This window comes from Rhodoligotrophos appendicifer (genome assembly GCF_007474605.1).
GTDB lineage: Bacteria > Pseudomonadota > Alphaproteobacteria > Rhizobiales > Im1 > Rhodoligotrophos > Rhodoligotrophos appendicifer.
In genome coordinates this window covers 1-18,955 of record NZ_VHKL01000008.1, presented here as the reverse complement: position 1 = coordinate 18,955, position 18,955 = coordinate 1, and the positions used below count along the sequence as shown (strand labels likewise).

22 protein-coding genes and 1 tRNA gene are annotated in these 18,955 nt (G+C 59.5%); 12 read left to right on the top strand and 11 right to left on the bottom strand.

The window, feature by feature from the left end; translation table 11 throughout:
* Positions 1–69: 69 nt before the first annotated feature.
* Complete coding sequence (locus FKM97_RS17600) at positions 70–1,551, bottom strand: RimK family ATP-grasp domain-containing protein (RefSeq protein ID WP_144293754.1); 1,482 nt, start codon at positions 1,549–1,551, stop codon at positions 70–72.
* Complete coding sequence (locus tag FKM97_RS17595) at positions 1,548–2,699, bottom strand: GNAT family N-acetyltransferase/peptidase C39 family protein (RefSeq protein ID WP_205015150.1); 1,152 nt, start codon at positions 2,697–2,699, stop codon at positions 1,548–1,550. The genes FKM97_RS17600 and FKM97_RS17595 overlap by 4 nt, the downstream gene beginning before the upstream one ends.
* A 265-nt stretch (positions 2,700–2,964) precedes the next feature.
* Here FKM97_RS17595 and FKM97_RS17590 point away from each other — a divergent pair, with 265 nt between their 5' ends.
* Positions 2,965–3,369: a hypothetical protein gene (locus FKM97_RS17590; RefSeq protein WP_144293752.1), complete on the top strand. Its 405-nt coding sequence runs from the start codon at positions 2,965–2,967 to the stop codon at positions 3,367–3,369.
* Between the two features lie 50 nt (positions 3,370–3,419).
* Here the strand turns inward: FKM97_RS17590 and rpoH are convergent, their stop codons facing one another.
* Together rpoH and FKM97_RS17580 are read right to left on the bottom strand one after the other, a co-directional pair.
* Entirely contained in the window at positions 3,420–4,322 is a 903-nt protein-coding gene (rpoH, locus tag FKM97_RS17585) for an RNA polymerase sigma factor RpoH (protein ID WP_144293751.1), read from the bottom strand.
* 119 nt (positions 4,323–4,441) lie between these two features.
* Positions 4,442–5,500 carry an RluA family pseudouridine synthase gene (locus FKM97_RS17580; RefSeq protein WP_428977919.1) on the bottom strand — a complete coding sequence of 353 codons (1,059 nt, stop codon included), beginning with the start codon at positions 5,498–5,500 and terminating at the stop codon, positions 4,442–4,444.
* A 49-nt stretch (positions 5,501–5,549) separates the two neighbouring features.
* Here FKM97_RS17580 and FKM97_RS17575 point away from each other — a divergent pair, with 49 nt between their 5' ends.
* Together FKM97_RS17575 and FKM97_RS17570 are read left to right on the top strand one after the other, a co-directional pair.
* Complete coding sequence (locus FKM97_RS17575; protein ID WP_144293750.1) at positions 5,550–5,858, top strand: hypothetical protein; 309 nt, start codon at positions 5,550–5,552, stop codon at positions 5,856–5,858.
* Between the two features lie 80 nt (positions 5,859–5,938).
* Positions 5,939–6,013: transfer RNA gene (locus FKM97_RS17570), tRNA-Glu, on the top strand.
* Positions 6,014–6,031: 18 nt separating this feature from the next.
* Here FKM97_RS17570 and FKM97_RS17565 read toward each other — a convergent pair.
* On the bottom strand, positions 6,032–7,102 hold the full coding sequence (locus FKM97_RS17565) for a tyrosine-type recombinase/integrase (RefSeq protein ID WP_144293749.1): 1,071 nt from the start codon (positions 7,100–7,102) through the stop codon (positions 6,032–6,034).
* A complete protein-coding gene (locus FKM97_RS17560; RefSeq protein WP_428977916.1) occupies positions 7,099–7,377 on the bottom strand; it encodes a helix-turn-helix transcriptional regulator in 279 nt (92 codons plus the stop codon). The genes FKM97_RS17565 and FKM97_RS17560 overlap by 4 nt, the downstream gene beginning before the upstream one ends.
* Positions 7,378–7,417: 40 nt before the next feature.
* Here FKM97_RS17560 and FKM97_RS17555 point away from each other — a divergent pair, with 40 nt between their 5' ends.
* Positions 7,418–7,699: a hypothetical protein gene (locus FKM97_RS17555; protein ID WP_144293748.1), complete on the top strand. Its 282-nt coding sequence runs from the start codon at positions 7,418–7,420 to the stop codon at positions 7,697–7,699.
* A gap of 387 nt (positions 7,700–8,086) precedes the next feature.
* Here FKM97_RS17555 and FKM97_RS17545 read toward each other — a convergent pair whose 3' ends face one another.
* The gene (locus tag FKM97_RS17545; RefSeq protein ID WP_144293747.1) at positions 8,087–8,761 is read right to left on the bottom strand and encodes a S24 family peptidase; all 675 of its coding nucleotides are present in this window, start codon (positions 8,759–8,761) and stop codon (positions 8,087–8,089) included.
* A gap of 514 nt (positions 8,762–9,275) precedes the next feature.
* On the opposite strand from FKM97_RS17545, the gene FKM97_RS17540 reads away from it, so the two are divergent.
* The 7 genes from FKM97_RS17540 to FKM97_RS27245 all read left to right on the top strand — a co-directional run bounded on the left by FKM97_RS17540 (position 9,276) and on the right by FKM97_RS27245 (position 13,163).
* Positions 9,276–10,004, top strand: a complete 729-nt coding sequence (locus FKM97_RS17540; RefSeq protein WP_144293746.1) for a hypothetical protein — start codon at positions 9,276–9,278, stop codon at positions 10,002–10,004.
* Between the two features lie 40 nt (positions 10,005–10,044).
* The gene (locus tag FKM97_RS17535; RefSeq protein ID WP_144293745.1) at positions 10,045–10,248 is read left to right on the top strand and encodes a hypothetical protein; all 204 of its coding nucleotides are present in this window, start codon (positions 10,045–10,047) and stop codon (positions 10,246–10,248) included.
* 849 nt (positions 10,249–11,097) lie between these two features.
* Positions 11,098–11,394 (top strand): hypothetical protein, encoded by a 297-nt coding sequence (locus FKM97_RS17530; RefSeq protein ID WP_144293744.1) that lies wholly within the window; start codon positions 11,098–11,100, stop codon positions 11,392–11,394.
* Between the two features lie 156 nt (positions 11,395–11,550).
* Positions 11,551–12,012 (top strand): group III truncated hemoglobin, encoded by a 462-nt coding sequence (locus tag FKM97_RS17525; protein ID WP_144293743.1) that lies wholly within the window; start codon positions 11,551–11,553, stop codon positions 12,010–12,012.
* Complete coding sequence (locus FKM97_RS17520; RefSeq protein WP_144293742.1) at positions 12,003–12,458, top strand: Rrf2 family transcriptional regulator; 456 nt, start codon at positions 12,003–12,005, stop codon at positions 12,456–12,458. The genes FKM97_RS17525 and FKM97_RS17520 overlap by 10 nt, the downstream gene beginning before the upstream one ends.
* 97 nt (positions 12,459–12,555) lie before the next feature.
* Positions 12,556–12,723 carry a hypothetical protein gene (locus FKM97_RS17515; RefSeq protein ID WP_205015148.1) on the top strand — a complete coding sequence of 56 codons (168 nt, stop codon included), beginning with the start codon at positions 12,556–12,558 and terminating at the stop codon, positions 12,721–12,723.
* A 26-nt stretch (positions 12,724–12,749) separates the two neighbouring features.
* Complete coding sequence (locus FKM97_RS27245) at positions 12,750–13,163, top strand: 2Fe-2S iron-sulfur cluster-binding protein (protein ID WP_246105142.1); 414 nt, start codon at positions 12,750–12,752, stop codon at positions 13,161–13,163.
* A 32-nt stretch (positions 13,164–13,195) separates the two neighbouring features.
* On the opposite strand, the gene FKM97_RS26575 is transcribed toward FKM97_RS27245, so the two are convergent.
* Entirely contained in the window at positions 13,196–13,603 is a 408-nt protein-coding gene (locus FKM97_RS26575; RefSeq protein WP_205015146.1) for a CBS domain-containing protein, read from the bottom strand.
* Positions 13,604–13,685: 82 nt separating this feature from the next.
* Positions 13,686–14,102, bottom strand: coding sequence for a nucleoside diphosphate kinase regulator (rnk, locus tag FKM97_RS17500; RefSeq protein ID WP_246105141.1), 417 nt, complete (start codon positions 14,100–14,102; stop codon positions 13,686–13,688).
* 783 nt (positions 14,103–14,885) lie between these two features.
* On the opposite strand from rnk, the gene FKM97_RS17495 reads away from it, so the two are divergent.
* A complete protein-coding gene (locus FKM97_RS17495; protein WP_144293740.1) occupies positions 14,886–15,581 on the top strand; it encodes a trimeric intracellular cation channel family protein in 696 nt (231 codons plus the stop codon).
* Between the two features lie 142 nt (positions 15,582–15,723).
* Here the strand turns inward: FKM97_RS17495 and FKM97_RS17490 are convergent, their stop codons facing one another.
* Both FKM97_RS17490 and FKM97_RS17485 read right to left on the bottom strand, forming a co-directional pair.
* Entirely contained in the window at positions 15,724–15,987 is a 264-nt protein-coding gene (locus FKM97_RS17490) for a helix-turn-helix domain-containing protein (RefSeq protein WP_246105140.1), read from the bottom strand.
* 46 nt (positions 15,988–16,033) lie between these two features.
* Positions 16,034–18,214, bottom strand: a complete 2,181-nt coding sequence (locus FKM97_RS17485) for a sensor domain-containing diguanylate cyclase (RefSeq protein WP_144293739.1) — start codon at positions 18,212–18,214, stop codon at positions 16,034–16,036.
* Positions 18,215–18,955 lie beyond the last annotated feature (741 nt).

The following is an 18,955-nucleotide window of genomic DNA, read 5'->3' as shown; positions in this document are numbered from 1 at the left end:
CTCCAAGCGTTCCCCAAAATCATAGCCCAACCAAAGAGCATCCGCCACTCAAGCGCGCCGACGGCCCCCTTAAGCCTCCAGCCGCTTCAGGTACCAGTTGATCAGCTTTTCCCAGAGCACGTCCTTCTCGTTCAGATCCTCGATGCCGTGATTGAGATCCGGATTGTCGTTGACCTCGATGATGTACAGCCCCTTGTCGGTCTGCTTGAGGTCCACGCCATAAAGCCCGTCGCCGATCAGCCTCGCGGCTTCGACGGCGGCTTTCATGACGTCCTTCGGCACCTCGCCGAGCGGCAGGGTCTTGAAGCGACCCTCGTCCGGAGCCTTGCCGGGCTCGTGCTTGACGATCTGCCAATGGCGATGCGCCATCATGTATTGGCAGGCATAAAGAGGTTCGCCGTCCAGGACGCCGATCCGCCAGTCGAAGGCGGTCGGAATATACTCCTGCGCAATGACGAGATCCGACTCCTCCAGCAGCGCCTTGAGCTTTGTCTTGAGCGCCTCGGGCGTCTCCGTTTTGAACACGCCGCGACTGAACGAGCCGTCGGGAATCTTCAGGACGACGGGCCAGCCGAGCTTGCCAGGAAGCTCCTCGGCTTGGCGGATGCTTTGCACAATGACGGTCTTCGGAGTCGGCAGCCTGTTGGCGGTGAGCAACTCTGCGAGGTAGACTTTGTTCGTGCAGCGGATCATCGATTGGGGATCGTCGATGACCGGCATTCCTTCCTGCTGGGCCCGTCGCGCGAAGCGATAGGTATGGTTGTCGATGGAGGTGGTTTCCCGGATGAACAGGGCGTCGAACTCTGCCAGCCGGTCGAGGTCACCCTTCGTGATCGGCGCGACCTCCAAGCTGTGCTTCTCCGCGACCTTCGCGAAATGCTTCAGCGAGTGCTCTTTCGACGGCGCAAGTTCCTCCTGCGGATCATAAAGGACCGCCAGAGTGTATTTGGCCGGTACCCGGGTCCGTGCCGCGCGCCACGCCCGCCTCGTATAGGCATCGAGTGCGGTGCGCAGGAAGTCCATCTCGCCGCCTTTGAGGGCGTTCAAAGGCTCGAGCGCGATCTTCTTGATCTGCTTTTTTTCGCCGCCCTCATATTGAACGCGCAGGATCGGAGCCCTGAACCAGTCAAAGAGCAGCCGGCTGAAGGGGCTCAGGACGGGATCAACGGCCATTCCGAAGCAGGCGAGGAGGTCGGCCTCGCCATTCTTGGCCTCGTGGCGCCCGTTGCATCCATTGCCGTTGGACTTCTCAAGGCAGCGGTTCAGCACGTCTTCGAGTTCAGGAAGGGCGTGCTTGTAGAGCGTCTTCTTCGACAACTCGACCATCGTCTCAACGGCCGGGATGATGCGGTGTCCCCGGGCCTCGGCAAGCAGAGAGCAATAATAGCCCGACGCCTGATAAGAATAGTTGCGGGACAGGTTGATGATCTTCGGCTTCATTTCGCCGAAAAGCTGGGGGCGGGAGAGATAGTCGCGCGACGTCATCACCTTGTGAGGGGTGTCCGCATTCGCGAAATCTCGGTTTTGGTCGACGATGATCAGCCAACTCATCTGCGCTCGAAGGGCTCCACGATCACGGCCGCTCTGAGGCGCGGCTTTCCATACGCGCTCATGCGGTCAAACTCATCCACCGGGATGGCGACGGCCGCCTTGCTGACGGCAATTTCATAGGAGTCGGGGTCGACCCATGGATCATGCGCGAACACGAAATGCTCGTCGCAATCATAGGCGAGGATCCAGTGGGGATAGCGCTCGTGATACATGCGATAGGCACTGACGAGCACGATCGCGGTGGCCCCGCGTTTGAGGGCGGTCCGGAGCTCCTGGAGCGACAATGGATAGCGGTGGATCGGCACCTGCAGCGCCTGCGCCTGTTCGAGGAACTCTTCCTGAACCGCGGTCATGACCTCTTGCTTCCAAGGCGTCCGGACGCTGTCCAGGAACAGAGGTCCTGTCTTGCTTACGAAAACGGCCGTTTTGAGTCCACGCCTCGCAAGCGCCACGGCCATTCCCAGGGGCTCGCAGCCGCCGAGGCCCGAAGTCATGAAGATGGTCGTGGCTTCTCGCCAAAGATTGATCTCGACGCGCCGGGTAAAGGTGCCGGGCGCACCGGCCCCTGCCATCGCCATCATCATGGCGGCAGGGCCGCATGTGAACTCGGTGCTCTGCGGATAATAGGGCACCTGACGCGCGATCTGCGGCGCATGCGACAACAGCGATTTCTCGAACCGCAACGCGTCGGAGTGGTCGCCATAATAGTCGAGAAAACGACCGAAGGCGCGGTAACCCAACCGCTGATACAAGGCGATCGCAGCATGATTGTCGGGCCGCACCTCGAGGCGCATGAACAGGGCATCGCGCCCGACGGCGGACGCTTCGACGGCGGCCATCAGCTGTTCACCCACATGTCGGCCGCGAGCCCATTCGGCGACCGCGATGGAATAGAGGCGCGCGACCGACGTGCCGCGACGGAAAAGGACCACCGCGTATCCCGCCGTCTGCCCATCGATCTCCGCCACACGGGTCGCCGCGGAATCGGACCTCAGCAATTCCTTGAAGCTGCGCGGGCTGATCCGGTCGGTTTCGAAGGCGGCATTTTCAATGGCGACCAAGCTGGGGATATCGGCAGCCACGCCGGATCTCAGCACGGCGGGACGAGTGTCCCGCGCCTGCGAGGCCATGGCCGACATCATGCCCATGCGAAGAGGCTCCATGGGACTGGCGATGCGCCAGCACCAGCGCTCACTCTCCCTAGACGGGCTCATATCGCGCTGTTTGGTGGCGAGTTCAAGTGCCCAGTGGGATTCCTGGCCAGCTAAATTCCACGAAGGCGCAACGTCGCTCCGAATGATCGTCCGCGCGCCCTGAAAGGAGGTTGTGGCGTGTCCGTGAAAAGGCCTGAAAAAGGCCTTCTCCTGGCCCGAACCTACACCGACCAAGTCGATCTCGCGTCAAGGAGATGCCATGGCAAACCAAAGAGATCCGCTGATTGTCCTCACGACTGAACCCGACGAATCAAGCTGGGCTGACGCCAAGTCCGGCACAGCGTTGGTGATCGTCCGCAGCAGCGTTCAGGTCGACGACGAAACCGTCCATTCCCAGAAGCTCACCACCTACCCGCTAAACAGCCAGCGATCGCTTCAGGCGGTCATCGATGAGGTTCGCGCCAAGAACCGGCAATGCCAGGATGACGATGCAGCCAGAGAGGATCAGTATCGCGTCGATATTGTTCGTACCCACACCAAATTTGAACAATCATACGACCAGTACGTCGATACCTTGCCCTTGGACATTCAAGAGGCAAGGTATTCCTCTGTGCTTCATTATTGGACGTGTACCCGAAGTGACGATTACTCTTTGCACACATGAAAATGGCGCGTCCGAAGACGCGCCATTTCAAACATTGCGTGATGTGACGGTTACGCCAGCGCCGCGTGCGCCTCTCCTGAGGAGGTGAGGGCCCGAATGGCATCGCTCTTCACCGCCTTCTGCACCTTCTCGAAGGCTCGCACCTCGATCTGCCGGATTCGCTCGCGTGAGACGCCGAACTCTTTCGACAGATCCTCCAGGGTCAGCGGGTCCTCTGCCAGGCGACGGGCCTCGAAGATCCGCCGCTCGCGCTCGTTGAGCTTGCCGATCGCATTGGTGAGAAGCCCGTGGCGAACCGACATCTCCTCCATGTCGGCCAGCCGGGTCTCCTGATTGTCCTGGTCGTCGACCAGCCAATCCTGCCATTCACCTTCGGATTCGGCTCTCAGCGGAGCGTTCAGCGAGGCATCGCCCGACAACCGCCGGTTCATCGAGATCACATCCTCCTCGGGCACGCCGAGACGGGTCGCGATCTCAGTCACCTGATCCGGCCGCAGATCGCCTTCTTCGAGGGCCTGAATCTGACCCTTGACCTTGCGCAGGTTGAAGAACAGCTTCTTCTGGCTTGCCGTGGTCCCCATCTTCACGAGGCTCCACGACCGCAAGATGAACTCTTGTATCGAGGCGCGGATCCACCACATGGCGTAGGTGGCCAGGCGGAAGCCCTTATCCGGATCGAACCGCTTCACCGCCTGCATGAGCCCGACATTGCCTTCCGAGACGATCTCGGAGATCGGCAATCCGTAGCCGCGATAGCCCATGGCGATCTTTGCCACGAGGCGGAGATGGCTCGTCACCAGCTTATGCGCGGCGCCGCTGTCGGCGTGTTCGCGCCAGCTCTTGGCGAGCATGAATTCTTGATCCGGATGCAGCATCGGGAATTTGCGGATCTCCTGGAGATACCGCGACAGTCCCCCGTCGCTGGTCAAAGTCGGAAGCATTTGCTTGCTCATTTAGTCCCCTTTCCGAGGGGCGGCCCATGAGGCCGTTCGTCCTCTGTCATCATGCGCGAAGGTCAGCCTAGGTTCCGTATATGTCCTTCCTAAGGCGACCCGCTTTTCACGCGTCGTAACTATCTACGCAACGGGGTCTGGTTTGGATCAGTTCCGTGAATTAAATGTAATGATTGGGCCAAAGCTCTGAAGTCTTCCGGAAACGGGCTGTTGAATTCCAGCTTGTCGCCACGCGTCGGATGGTGGAATCCAAGCGTCTCTGCGTGGAGCGCCTGCCGGGCGAGCCCTGCCAGTGCCTCTCGGGCAGGGGCTGACAAGCGGCTGGCCCGGGACGCAAAGCCCTTTCCATAAGCCTCATCCCCCAGCAGAGGATGGCCGATATGGGCCATGTGGACGCGAATTTGGTGGGTTCGGCCGGTTTCGAGGCTGCATTGGATGAGCGAAGCAATATCGTCGCTGCCTCGAGCGATTGTTTCGTAATGTGTGATGGCAACCCGGCCGCCCGTCCGCAGGACGCCGATTTTTTGCCGGTTGGCATCCATCCTCCCGAGCTGCGTGCGGACTGTGCCACGCATCCTGTCGGTGACGCCCCAGACGATCGCTGCATATTTGCGGATGAGGCGGCCGTCCCGCCCATGGGCGGCGAACTGAGCTGAAAGCGCGGCATGGGCGGCATCCGTCTTGGCGACCACGAGAAGCCCGCTGGTGTCCTTGTCCAACCGATGAACGATGCCGGGACGCTTGACGCCTCCAATGCCGGAAAGGCTCTCTCCGCAATGGGCGATGAGGGCGTTCACGAGCGTTCCCGTCCAGTGCCCGGCGCCTGGATGGACGACCAGGCCAGCCGGCTTGTCGATGACGATGATCTGCTCGTCCTCATAGATCACCGCCAGGGGGATGTTCTCTCCCTCGGGTTCTGCGGGTTCCGGAGGAGGCAGGTCGAGGACGATGGTCTCGCCGGATTTGACCCGGTAGCGGGCCTCGCCTATTTTGCGGCCGTCAGCGGTAACCCTGCCGGCTTCGATCAAGGCTTTGAGCCGCGATCGGCTGAGGTCGCCGCAATGGGCGACGAGCATCCGGTCGAGCCTTTCCCCCGTCTCGGCAGTGTCGACGACGATGCGTCGTAAATCGTGAAAGTGTGTTTCCATGACCATGCAGTCGCCGACATCATCTCGCATAAACAATCAAGACCTCCCGCCCGAACCTTCGGCACGCCGGGTTCGCATATTGAAGGCGATCTGCATCGGCCTCGGTGTGCTCATCGTCGCATCATTGGCAGTGGTCGTGGCCACCATAGCCTTTCGCGGCGCAAACCGCACCACCGGTGATCGGGCGCCGACCGAGAGCGTCGTCGACCTCGCGATCCCGACGGGCTCCACGATCAGCGCAATGAGCCTCGATGGCGACCGCCTGGCCATGCATGTGACAAGTGCGGAAGGATCCCAGTTCATTGTCGTCAATACGCATACGGGAGCGGTTCTCAATCGGATCAGACTGGCCCCCTCGTCAGGGCCGGCGCCACAGACTGTCGACTGATCGCCTCGGCTTTCCTCTTGCCTTCGTCCGCCTCTCCGCGCTATAGGACCCGCTCGCGCGAGGCCGAAGCCAGCGCGACCGCTCCCTTCGTCTAGCGGTCAGGACGTCGCCCTCTCACGGCGAAAACAGGGGTTCGATTCCCCTAGGGAGCGCCACCCTCTTCGAGAAACCGTTCATTTCCGACCCTCTCCAGCGTGGTTTGCCACTCCTGCCAAAGTGGGTTTGCCACTAGGTGTTCCTGTTTGCTTCTCGATCGCCTGCCGTGCGAGGCGTTTTTGGTCCGCTGCTCTGGTGTAGCGCTCGACCTCAGCAAGGGTCTTGTGGCCGGTTATGGAAGCAATCTGATTGGCGGAGCATCCCGCCTCAGCCAGCCGTCTCGCGGCAGCCTTTCGAAGCCCATGTGCGCGGCATTGAAGTGGCAGACCGGCTTCCCGAATGGCATCGGAGATCATGTTTCCGAAACCCTTTACGGTGAATGGCTTGCCGTACTCTGTAGCAAGGACGGTCACATGCCTGCGCTTAGCCAGGCCGAGCTCAATCTGCAGCTCGGGATGTAGGGGGATTTCCAGCTTCTCCCCCGTCTTCTGTTGGGAGACGCGTATAGTGTCGCCGGCGATATCCGACCAGGTCATGCGGTGTGTGTCGGAGCCGCGCTGACCGGTGTAAAGCAGGAGTGCGAATGCCAGGCGCTCTCTGGTTCCAATCGCCCAATATCGCTCATAGTGGGCTATCTGTTCCTCGGACCATGTGTGAATTTCTGTTGATCTATAGCTGGTGGCGCCCGCTGTCGGATCCTTGCCGATCCATCCGAGAGATACCGCGTACCTGACAAGCGTCCGCAGTCGCTTCAGCAGGACTATTCCAGCCCCTGGCTTGGATGCAAGCTTCCCTACAATGATGTCGACATGCTCGCGCGACATCTCGGAGACAAGCCTGTGGCCGTGCTCGACGAGAAAGCTATCTATGACGCGCTTGTAGTTTATGCGGCTGCTGACCGCCAAATTGCGGTATTGCGGTGAGCCGAAGTAGCGGATGGCCAGGGCAGAGAAAGTGCCTGGGCGCACCACGGGCCTAGGATCTACCTTGGGAGCGGGCTGATCTTTTAGGGCGACTGCGTAAGCATCCATGAACTCTTTCGAGCCGGGAAGGCCAGGAAGTGGCGTGCGGATGCCATTGCGGCGGAAGTAGTACCGCATCTCATTGTGCCGGTCCCTGAACTTGTGGATGTACTTTAGCCTGATCACGCCACGTCCTCCCACGTGTTGGCGACGTTCTCATCAGGCAGCGCATCGAAGTACATGTCCAGGGCTCTGAGATCCCAGACATTGCGGCTGTCGATCCGCTTGGCTTTTGGCATCCGACCATCGGCCACCAGCTCATCAAACTTCGATGGGCTCAAGCCGACATAGACAGCCGCCTCCGTCCTGTGCAGTCCGCGGCGCGGCAGCGTTGACGCTCGGAGGTCGGCGGCCTTAAGTGCCATCCTCTTATCACCCACATCGATCAAATTGCTGATCATTTCCGTGCTCCGGAAGATCAGGGGCAGCCCAGAGCTCGAAGTGCCCGAAACGGAAGGAGATCAGCAGGGCATCGGCGTCACCATCGACGATCAGACCAAGGCCGAACGTCTGCTTGAGGGCGAGCTTGCCGATACTCAGCGAGCAGCGCTTGCTGGGGCGGGGATGGGCTCGGTCATAGGTTTTGACCTCGGCCCATATGCCGGGGCTTGCCGGCGCACCGAAGTGACGCAGTTTATCAAGAACGGACAGGCGGACGCTGAGGTTCATTCGTCCAAGACCCATAAAGTTTCACCGAAGGTAAATTGCGATAATCGCGATTAAAGGTCAACGGCGACTCCGTAGTAATCGCAATTTAGTTTGCAGATGTTCGATTTCTTCGAGGCAGAATCAATTTCTGGACTCCGCCGGAAAAATCGGGAATCAATGAGAACAATAAGAGAACAGAGGAGTGTCATGCAGAGGCTTCCACCCGATGCGCGCCGGCTGTTGTCGGAGATCCTCAGCGTCTACGTGGCGTGTGATGATTGCGGGCGAGAGCGCGAGATATCGATCAGCCGACTGAGGGAGATCCAGGCCTTGGGTATTCACACATATGGAGATTTGTGCCGCAAAGTTCGGTGTGGCGAGTGCCCGCGGCTACCTGTGAGGAATAGAAACCTCACAATTCGCCCACGGTGGAGAACCCTTGAAAACTATGCAGGGGTTGATTTAAAGCAGCTGCGAAAAGACGATTTTGTGAATAGAAAAGACTTGGCTTGCGGGTAATTGGAAAATTTCCTCCTCACCTTCCGGCGGATTGAGTTGCCGTAGCACCAAGTGTTTTGAATTTCTCGTGATGAACTGCTTGACATATCCATGCAGCAGCTCGTCTCCTTCGATCGTCAGCTGGACAACGACATAATCGCCCTTCTTCACGGGCATGTAAGGGTGAAGCCAAACGGTCTCCCCCGCTTCGAATTTTGGCGCCATAGAGTCACCGTGCACATACACGGCATAGGCGCCTTCCACATCGGCAAGAACAGGTGGACAAAAAACGCTAGAGACCCGCTGACCGTTCAGCACGAAGCGGCCGTCAATGCCGCCTTCTGCCTGCCCAAAGACTGGTAGGGCCCGATCGGGGAACGGGCGATAGCTGGGAGGTAGTGTGGCGTTGGACGCCAGCGATCGTTGAGATTGCTCCGGAAAAGGTGTTCCAAAAAACTCGGCAATTCGCGAGAGTTCATGCGCCTTTATGAGGCGCGTTTCCTTTCCGCCGGGATTGAGCATTCTCGTTATGGCATCTGGCCGCACTCCCAAATGTGTTGCGAGAGCCGCCTTTGCTCCGCGGCCTCGCTTTGCCAACTGGCCTTTAAGCCAATCACGTATCCGATCATTTTCAATCATCACGCAATCTTTGCGATTTTCGCACAGAATGAAATCGCGAAAATCGCATTGACCAAAAGCCGCGATTATCGCAATTTAGACTCTAAGGGATCGTACTAGAGCCGGCGGTGCTGGTGATCGACAGATTTTGCCTCGAAGGCCGCTGAGGAAGGCCCGTGAGATGTATGAGGCGTTCGTCTCCTGGTGCCATGCCAATGCGGTCAAGACCATGGAAGGAGGCGACCTTCGGGCGGGTGATGCCGCAGAAGGGCTTCCTCAAGACCTCGGAGCGCATCCGCCGCTAGCTCGATGTGTGGCTGCCATGATGTGCCGGCGCGGAATGAGGGCCGTGCGCCTGAGCCGCCGCATCCGGCCGATGACGCCTGATGCTGCGAGGGTTGCGAGGCTTTGCGAGGGATTGAACAAACCCTCGCGCAGCTGAAAATCGTTTCGGGCGAGTGACTTAGAGGATCTCTGCGAGGGTTGCGAGGGTTTCGCGCGTGTCACGCATGAGAGAGTCTTAGAGGAGGGATAGATGGAAAGTTTCTATACACACACGGGAGAAAAACCCTCGCAAGTCTCGCAAGAGACTTATAACGATCTGAAATCAAAAGAAAAAAGTGCTGCGAGGGTTGATCCCAAACCCTCGCATGACCCTCGCAACCCTCGCAAGGCGGATCTGCGGCGGGAAATCGATGCCTGGTCATTGCTGGTGTGGGCCTACAAGGACGAATGCGTGCGGGCTGCGGCCGGTGGTACCGAGGATTGGTCGCTGCGGCATGAGCGGTCCTCGCTGTGCATGGCCGAGCGCCGCGGCGGTCTGATCAATGGCTGGCTGCAGGTGCACGAGGACGCGGTTGCCGTCGATGCCTGGGCTCGGAAGCTGCCTCGCAACGATTACTGGCTGATCGTGGATCACGCAGAGAAGGGGGGGATGCTATCGCCTAGAGGAATGTTCCATAGCTTTTCACACCATTTAGTTGAAACTAGCCAGCCGCTTGCGAAATGGCTGGTGAGCGAGCCCTGGACCGAGAAGCAGGATCGTGTCGGTGCTGATCTTCGTGCCGACGGTGAACGACACGCCGCGCTTCGACTTCCTCGGCATCGTCGCCTGCTCGATCCGCCTGAACGGATCGCGCCTGATCCAGCCTTGATCGAGCAGGCCCTCCCCACGATGCGGTGGAGGGGCCCCTGGAGAACTGGCTGCCATCGGGTAATTCGGGCGGTGAGTGTTCGCCAGTCTGACGGCTTTTCAGAAGCCTAAACATCTGACTTTACCTCTAAACACGAGGCCGATTTTCAGCGTGAGCAAAGCCAATGACCCTGGCATCGTCTCGAAGGGCGAGCTTGCGGGGCTTTCTAAAGTGACGCCGGGAAGCGTGTCGCAGTGGTTTGCTGAGGTCAAGATCCGCGGACCCGCGATCATCGGACTGGACGGAATGCGCGCATCGATCTCGAGGCTGCCAAGTCGCAGCCCAGGCTGCGCCTCGATATCGGCCAGCGCTTAGGCAACGTGGCGGGGACGGATCTTCTGCCCGGCATGGCCGCAGCATTCGCGTCGCCTCTGCGGCCCGTCGACCCGGTTGAGGATCGCCTTCGCCGCGAGAAGCCCGCTAGTTAGATGGCCGCTGGGAATCAGCCTGCTCAGGATAAAGCGGGTGGGCTCGCATCGGTAGGAAAAACGCCTCGGACCTGAGATCAAGTCGGGCGATTACGCCAAGGAGCTGCTAGGCGAAGGCGCTGGTCTAGATCGCCGACTGCGAGAGCAAGCGGGCAGGGGTGGCAAGGGTTCTGTGGTGATGTACGGAGGGGGGTGGCAGGAGCCGAGTGATCTGCTTTGCAACTCTTCACCATCTCTACCGCAGCGCTCCAGTTGATCTGCGTGCGGCTCCAGCACTGGCGTATTTGCGCTCAACCCGGCCATTCGGGGCGGATGCCCCTGCTCCTGAAAGCTGACATACCCGAAAGGGGCCTCGCAGCCCGCTAGTCCAAGCAACCCTTCGAGACAGAAGGTAGGAGATTGGGAATACACGCGTTCTGGCCTCTTTCAAAGATGCCGGCAAAGATTTTCCGCGTGGCTTTTGTTGGGTTGCCGCGCCCGGGACGATCGCACAGGTTCCCACACGTGAATGGTCTCGCAACGACACTAGAGGTGAAGGCGAGGATGCGCCCCGGCAATAAATCGGCCTGTTTGCAGATGCACAAAGAACGCGTCTGTGAGCAGGCGTAGGCTCTCCTTGTCGCCAACGAAGTCTTGCAAGGAGAACCATCATGTTCACGCGTCGTCAGGCAGTGCTCGAGGGTGTCGCCGCCGGGACCTTGGCCGTCATCCTCCCGAACTCGTCTCGGCGGCTCCCGTGCCCGCGAGCTTGGCTGCCGGTGTGCCTTTCGGCGGGGACCCTCACGGCGGCGGCAAACGATCACCGCAACCCTTCCGTGCGATGCCTGACCCGCTACCGCGAGGAGGCCGCATCGAAGCGGTGCGCCGATCCGGCCCCGAAGCCGCGTGGTCACTGGAACTGGACGATTTCATGCCTGACGAGCCGGATCGCAGTGCCTTCGACGAGATCGCGGGCCTGTTCCAGGATATCGCTGATTTTGCCACTTACGGCGCGACCGCGGCCACCCTGGCCTCCCGGAAGGGGAGCGCGTGATGTCCGAAACAGCGACGACTCTCCCCAAGAGCGGAACCTACTGAATGATAGAATGCCATCATTGTCCGTGCGCAAAGATAGCGGAGAAGACCGCGACGACGATGGCACTTCCATTCGAAGCCGCATCTCGTTAAAAGTGGCATTGGAGATACTACAATGATGAGCCGGCCTGCCGCCCAACTCCCGCCACCAGTGGATGAACGCCCGGTCGTTCATCCGGACGTTGATCGCGACTTCATCGGCCGCCTAGTGCGCGACTTCTACGGACGGGTGCGCCGTGACCAGCGGCTCGGGCCGATCTTCGCCGCGGTCGTCGAGGACAATTGGGAGCCGCATCTTGAGAAGATGACGGACTTCTGGTGCTCTGTGATCCTGAAGGACGGCTCCTACAGCGGCCGGCCCGTGCCCGCCCACCTGAAACTGAACCAGGTGCGCGAGGAGGATTTCGAGATCTGGCTTCGCTACTTCCGCGCAACCGCTGAGGAAACCTGTCCTCCCGGGGTAGCTGCTACCTTCATCAACCGGGCCGAGCGAATTGCCAGGAGCCTCATCCTGGCGATGTTCTTCAGGCTCGAACGCCCGGCGCGGGATGGATCGCAGGAGGTGGCATGCGCCTGACGTACCATACCGACTATGCGCTGCGCGTGCTCATCTACCTGGCGGTCAACACAGGGAAGGCGACGCGTGTGTCGGATGTCTCTGACAGCTACGACATCTCGCGCAACCATCTTCTCAAGGTGGTCCTGCGCCTCGGACGTCTCGGTTACCTGACGACCGTGCGCGGGCGTTCCGGTGGGATCGCGCTTGCAAGGAAGCCGGAGGAGATCAACCTCGGGGATGTCGTGCGGCAGATCGAGGACGATTTCGGGCTGGTTGAGTGCATGCGCTTCGAGGGCGGTACCTGCGCGATATCTCCCGACTGCCGGCTGAAGAGGGTTGTCAGGAAAGCGGTCGAGGCATTCTTGTCCGTCTTCGACGACTATTCGCTGGCGGACATCGCCGGGAACAGGGAAGCTCTGGCAGAGCTGCTTGGCCTCATGGGCAAGACTTCCGAGCAAGCGTGATCGACTTGCAGAGGGCATCATGATCGAGAAACTCAGTTCCACCGAACGGTAATATGCGGCGGTCGTCCTTGTAATGCTGTCCGCCGCCGGGATTGCGATGGCCGCGCTCGGCAGGAACGGCGCCCTTGGAGGTCACGGCCTGCGGGTGATTCTCTTCGCAGGAGGACTGCTCTACCCGGTCCTTTCCCGGTTCTACGAGCCCGAGCCGACCGAGGACCGCAAGGCTTCCTACTACTACGACCCCATCAAGCCCTCGTCTGGATAAAGAACAAGGTTGACCCGACGATTGCCTTGCGCCGCTCGTGCCGCGAAGACGTGTGCGGTTCCTGCGCGACGCGTATCGAGGGTACGAACTGGCTAGCCTGCACGCGGTTCATTTCTGACATGAGCACGCCGGCCGCGGATATACCCCTCCTTCGCATCGCGGTCGGCAGCTGGCGGCGAAGCTTACATGCATGCGGGAAGCCGCTGAGAGGATCCAAGAATGTTCATAGATCAGATGGTGCCCACCGCACGCGGCAGGCTCGTCACCATTTCCAACGACGCCCCGCTCATCGAGTCTGCCAGGCTCCAGACCCACAGACGATCAGGAGGTCGATGTTCGACAACCCCAGGGATGGACGCCTGTCGGCCGTAATCACAAAGACGGACGGGCCTCGGCGAGTTGCTCCATCCGCAAGGGTTGGGCATAGCCCTCCCGGATAAGCGCCACCGCCTGACCGATCCGCTTGTCATAGCTATCCGCAATGCCGAGCGCGCGAATGGCCGCCCCATAGCGACCGGCCAGAAGCCAGAAGTGCAGTTCGCACCAACTGGTCCCGCAGCACCGGGAGCGCCTCCTTCAAGCGGCGTTCCTTCATGATCGCCCAGATTTCGGTGACCAGATCGGTCGTTCGGCAGGAGACGAGGTCGTCGGTCATTATGATGGAGACCGAGACCGTGCAGCTCGAACCCTGGCAGCTCCTGATCTGGCGAACCACGTCGTTGGCGCGGTAATCGATCTCGCGCGGCGGCTCGGTAAAGCGACGGTAGCCGAAGGTATAGAACCGAACAGCAGGCGAGGCAGCTTGCCGAGCAGGGGTGCGACCTCGGGCAAGGCTTCCTGTTCGGGCATGCAGTCGAGGCGCGCCAATTAGAGGAGACACTGCGTCTAACCTAAGCGCGCGATGGCGTGCAGTCTCCATCTGATGAGCAAGGATGTTGGTAACAAGCTGCGGCGCGCACAGGTCAGGCAGTTAGCAATTGCTGGTAGGCCTTGTCGCCTGGATTTGCCGGGGCCATTGGTTCCACGTTCTCAACTGTAAGCCGATGGGAACGTCCGTCTCGCGCAGTCCAGTCGATGGACTGGCCAGCCGAGAGTCCAATCAGGGCCGCGCCAATCGGAGTTAGAATCGAGATCTTGCCTTCTGCGATATCGGCTTCGCCTGGGAAGACCAGCGTAACAGTTCTATCTTCGCCGCTGTTGGTGGTAAAGCGCAGGGTGGACCCCATACGGACGAAGTTAGCTGAGATCCGTGCGTCGTCAACTAGGCGGGCGCGCTCGAGCTCGATGAAAAGCTGCTCAGCGACTGCGGGGTTGGTGGCGGAATACGACTCCGCTAGCCGGGATAACCGGTCGTGGTCGGATTGGATCATCTTGATCATGGGTTTGTCACGTCTAGTGCCTTCGGGAGCCATCATGGCCTCCATGAAATGCTGCCGAGGGTGTTAAAACGCCGCCGGCACGATCGAGTTCTGGATTTTAGTCGCAGTCTGCTGTCCCGCTGCATCCGCAGCCAAGGAAGCTATGCCCCTCGCCCGCGACGCGACGCGTCCGGGCCGGAGGGGGTCAGTGGCCTGCGATAGGGCACACCCGCTCTATGAGAAGAATGGAGCACTTTGAAAACATGGCGAGAACGTGGGACGCCGTGGACGGAAAGTCAACCTCGATCATGATACTGGACCATTGGCAGGGGTGAGCTAGTCTTAAGATCTTACCCAGCGACCAGCCATCGGTTAGAAGGCCAACGCTCGCTGGAGAGATCTTATGGCCGCCGTATTCTCCCAAGAAGACTTGAGGCCGATCCATCCGGTTCATGCGACTCTTCTGCATCTGCTTCCCATGTTCCCCGACGCGCTTACCAGTGCCATGGCCTGTTGGACAAACAAAGCTACAGGGTATTTTTTCGCGGCGTGTTTATGGGAGAACATGGAAGCTGGATCCGGAGCACGCTCGTCGGCAGACGATCTGGGACAATACGGTAGGGCGGATCATCCAGCCCCAAAGGCGGCGGCCTTCGCCTCTTGAGCAGACGGGGGGACCCTGGTCCTCCAGTGACTGGGGGCAGAACCGGAGTTCACAGAGATGGCTTGCAAAGAGGGGAATGGAGACGGATAGCGTCGTGGCGCCTGATCAAACTAACATCAGCAACCAGGTCCTTTCACGTGATGTTCGATGCTTTTACCTCTATTCTGGACTGGGTCGGGATTGTTGCCTTTGCGATGACCGGAGCCCTTGTGGCCTCGCGCAAGGAGATGGATATCGTGGGGTTCATTCTCCTTGGAACTGCAACGGGTATCGGGGGCGGGACCATCCGCGACACGCTGCTCGGGGTGTTTCCCATATTCTGGATAGCCGACCCCTCATATCTTGTTGTTTGCATCCTAGTGTCCGGGGTGACTTTCTTCGTCGCCCACATTCCTCAATCTCGCTACCGGCTGTTGCTATGGGTAGACGCCATTGGCGTGGCGGTATTCGCGGTCACTGGCGCGGAAACAGCCCTAGCTGTCGGTGCAAACCCAATAGTCGCCATCGCCATGGGTGTTGTCACTGCCACCTTTGGAGGGATCATTCGGGACATACTCGGCGGCGAAAGTCCTGTTATTCTCCGCCGTGAAGTCTATGTAACCGCCGCGCTTGCCGGTGCTTGTCTGTTTGTAATTTTGTCCATTTTGAGCTTACCGCGAGAGGCTTGTCTGGGGAGCGGCCTGGCCGCAGCTGCCACTATTCGATTTGCGGCTTTACGTTGGAACTGGTCACTGCCCAGATACCAATCGCGGGCCGGCCGGGAAGGCAGCGCTGCGCCACCGAGCGACACGAGGGTGGACGGCTTGATGAAAGGTGATCTCGAACGTGAGGGGTGATTGAGACACCACGCTTCTCGAGAGTGCCGTCTAGCTACAAAGACTGCTTTTGCACTGGAACTGGATAAGGCCACCGCGCGAGGCCGCGCTCTCCCTGAAGTGAGTCGAAATGTCCTCAAATCCGGCGAAGGCTGTCGGCTTTTTAGGGCTCGTTATCAGGCGGCGATGGTATTCGGCCCTTGGCCTGTTTGATGTCGTGAACAGGCGGCGTTCCAAACAGCCGGCGATATTCGCGGGTGAACTGCAGCACGCGTTCATACCCCACTGCATACGCCACGGTGCTGGCGGGCGAAGTGACCCTCCGAAAATGCTGGTAGAAGGAAGAAGGGCGCATGCCCACACGGGATGTATAACTCTCGGGAGGTGATAGTTCCTGCGCAGCGTTGCGCGGCTCGGGCTTCTGCATTCCGTTTCCAGGGCGATAGGAAATCTTCTGGTGTGAGCGGTAGCGGCTACGCGCTACGGCGGTGGCGTGGCGGTGGAGCAACCGCGACCTGATTGCGGCCGGCAGATTTCGCCCGATAGAGCGCTTGGTCCGCCCGAGCAATTAGATCGGCCATCGCTTCTCCCGGCGCATATTCGGCAATCCCGAAGCTGCTCGTCACTTCGCCGACTTCATTGATGCGCTTGTTCGCGATCAACTTACGAAGCGTTTCCGCGACATGCCGGGCCTCTTCCGTGTTTGTGTCTGGCAGGACGAGCAGGAACTCCTCTCCACCCCATCGAATAAGATAATCGGAAGCCCGCAGTGAAGTCCTCACGGTACCGGAGAGCTCTGTGAGCACTTTGTCGCCAGTGTTGTGGCCAAACCTATCGTTGATCGCCTTGAAGCGATCGATGTCATACATCACGACAGAGAGCGCGCTGTCGGTGCGATCAACTCGCGCCATCTCGTGGGGAAGTATGTCGTTCAGTCGCAATCGGTTTGAGAGCCCAGTCAGCGGGTCTGTAGTCGCTTTGATGTTGAGATCACGGGCGATATCTCGGAGCTTCGACTGGGCTTCAAGCTGAGCCCCTTCGTGCATCCAGCGCTCCTTCCCGAGGAGATAAATTAGCGCGACGATCGTTACGAGTAGTGTGATGATGATCCCGACAAAGCGAGTTGCAAAGATCTCACGTGTGGGTTTGAGGATGATCAGCGACCAGTCACTGTCGGCAATGAACTGTCTGCGAACGTACTCACGTGAGCCGGAGATTTCCGTCCAGGTCGCATCCTTGATTTCTTCGCGGGAGATCGGACGAGGGTCTAAAGAGCCAAAGCGGGCGGTTAGCGCACTCTGCTTGCTTGGGCTGATCGGCCAGAGCGTGCGATGCTGAGACCTGCGCAAGTTTGACATTGCCACGATGCCATTCGGATCGACGAAGTAATAGGGTCGATTCAGCCCCTCTAAATCCTTTCCGAACGCTTCCACCGAGACCATGAGCACCGCCGTGCCAATAGGACGAGCCTTATCATCGGTGATGCCGCGCCTCGTGTAGTAGACAGTCGAACGTGTGACCGCATCGCAGACAAAGCCGGACAGTGCGGAACCCTTTTTGTCGTAGCTTCTCTCCAGCATGGCAGCCGACGGCCGTTGAGCCAGCACGCCAGACACTGCGATGGCTCCTCCATCCTCATTTAGAAGGTACCCCGCCTCTGCGCTGCCGGCCACCACGTGCAGGTCCAGCATCGCGCGCGCTCGAGTCAGTGCGGGTTCATCCCCTCGCTCCAGCGCCTCCTGCGTCGAGGGACTCGCAGCCAATGTTTTAACCAACGCATCCGCGGTATTGAGTTCGCCTGCAAAGCGGCTCGCAAGGAGCTCAATATCGCCTTCAGCTTCAATTTGGACGTTGTGGCGGTAGATGTCACCCAACCATTCCGTCAACGTCCAGCCCGAGAGCAGGATCGCGGATATGATACACACGGTCCAGATGAACTGTCTGCGTAGGTAGGCCGAGAAACTTCCGGACAGAACCTCGGAGGCAAGCTGCTGTCCCCATATTGCCCACACTGCCGATGCGATCCAACACGCGAGGAGGCCACGAACGAGCTGAATAGGAACTCCCGTAAGTTCGCTGAAAGCGTTATAATTGACGACGTTCGCCGGCCAGAAGGGTGCCGCCGGTACGATTGCTCCTGCTGCAACAGCATAGAGCGCGAAGCCAATTGACGCGGCCCGTGAATAGGCCCGTCCCGAGCCGGTTAAGCGGCTCGCGTGAATCGAAAGAGCTACGGTCGCCGACAAGGATCCGAAGAAGCCCAGGGTGTAGCGCGAGGCGGTACCCGCCTCCACAAGCCCACCCGAATATCCGACCAGAGCGATCAGACCTAAGATTGGCAGATAGACCCACCGCCCTGGGATCCAGTTACGGCCAGCCATTTGAAGCCTGCCGAACTCTGCGAGAAACACGAAGGACGCGGTCATTACGCTAATGCGGACGGCGGCAAACTCAGCCGAGTCTCCGAGGATCAAGGCGCTGAGGTCGAGCCATTCGGCCAAGCCATGCACCAGACCGAAGGCCGCGAGGAGCGTCCAGTGACGCTCGTCAGCGCGTCGTCGGGCGATCGCCGAACTGGTAGCGCCCAGGAGCAGGAATGCTAACCCATAGAAGAAGAAAATAAAATCAAGCTGGTCGTTGAGAAATTCCGACATTTTTACTTTTGATCTTCATTGGAGCACGGGTCGATGCATTGGAAAATCGCTCACAGCCATGCCTAAAGATCAACCGGCAATTTCGTTACTTTCGCCCAGTTGCTCTGATCTAGCAGGATCTGTCTGTTTTTGCCAGTCGCGATGATGGGTATGGTTTCTGCCGAGGCAGCGTGGAACAGATTGAGCATTAGACAGGCTGACCTAGCTCCCCCACTGCGACAGCCAGCACTGACGCTTACCGGCAGCGCCTTCCGGGCGTGGATCCATCAGACCGGACGGTTTCTGTGCCCCCGGGCGTCTGTGGCGTGAGCTTCGCTATCGTTCGCCGAGTGACGAGCCTGCGCCTACGAGAATGTAGCAGGTGTAAGGCCAGGAATCCAAACTGAGCCCGCACGTGTGTCTTAAGGGGGCAAATGGCTGACATAGCAGCTTGGAAATCGATATTCGAAGCTAGCGTGGTTAATCCTCCATCGAAGTCACACTCCGACGCTGGCAGAGGGAAGGACATGGCGACCTCTGAGCCACGCGCCGGCACCTCAAGGCTGTCGTCGTCGGGATAGAGTAACCAACGCGGTTCGTCTCGTAGGAGCGCGGCGAGCTAGTGCAGACGGGGGAAGCCATCGAAAGGGCGCTGTGATGACAGCGCTGCGCAAATAAGCTTCGTGGATATGCACTAGTTGGAGCTGCCGTTCTGCCTCCCCAGACGCGAACTCAAGATTTTGCTGCTTCCCTAAGGAGCAA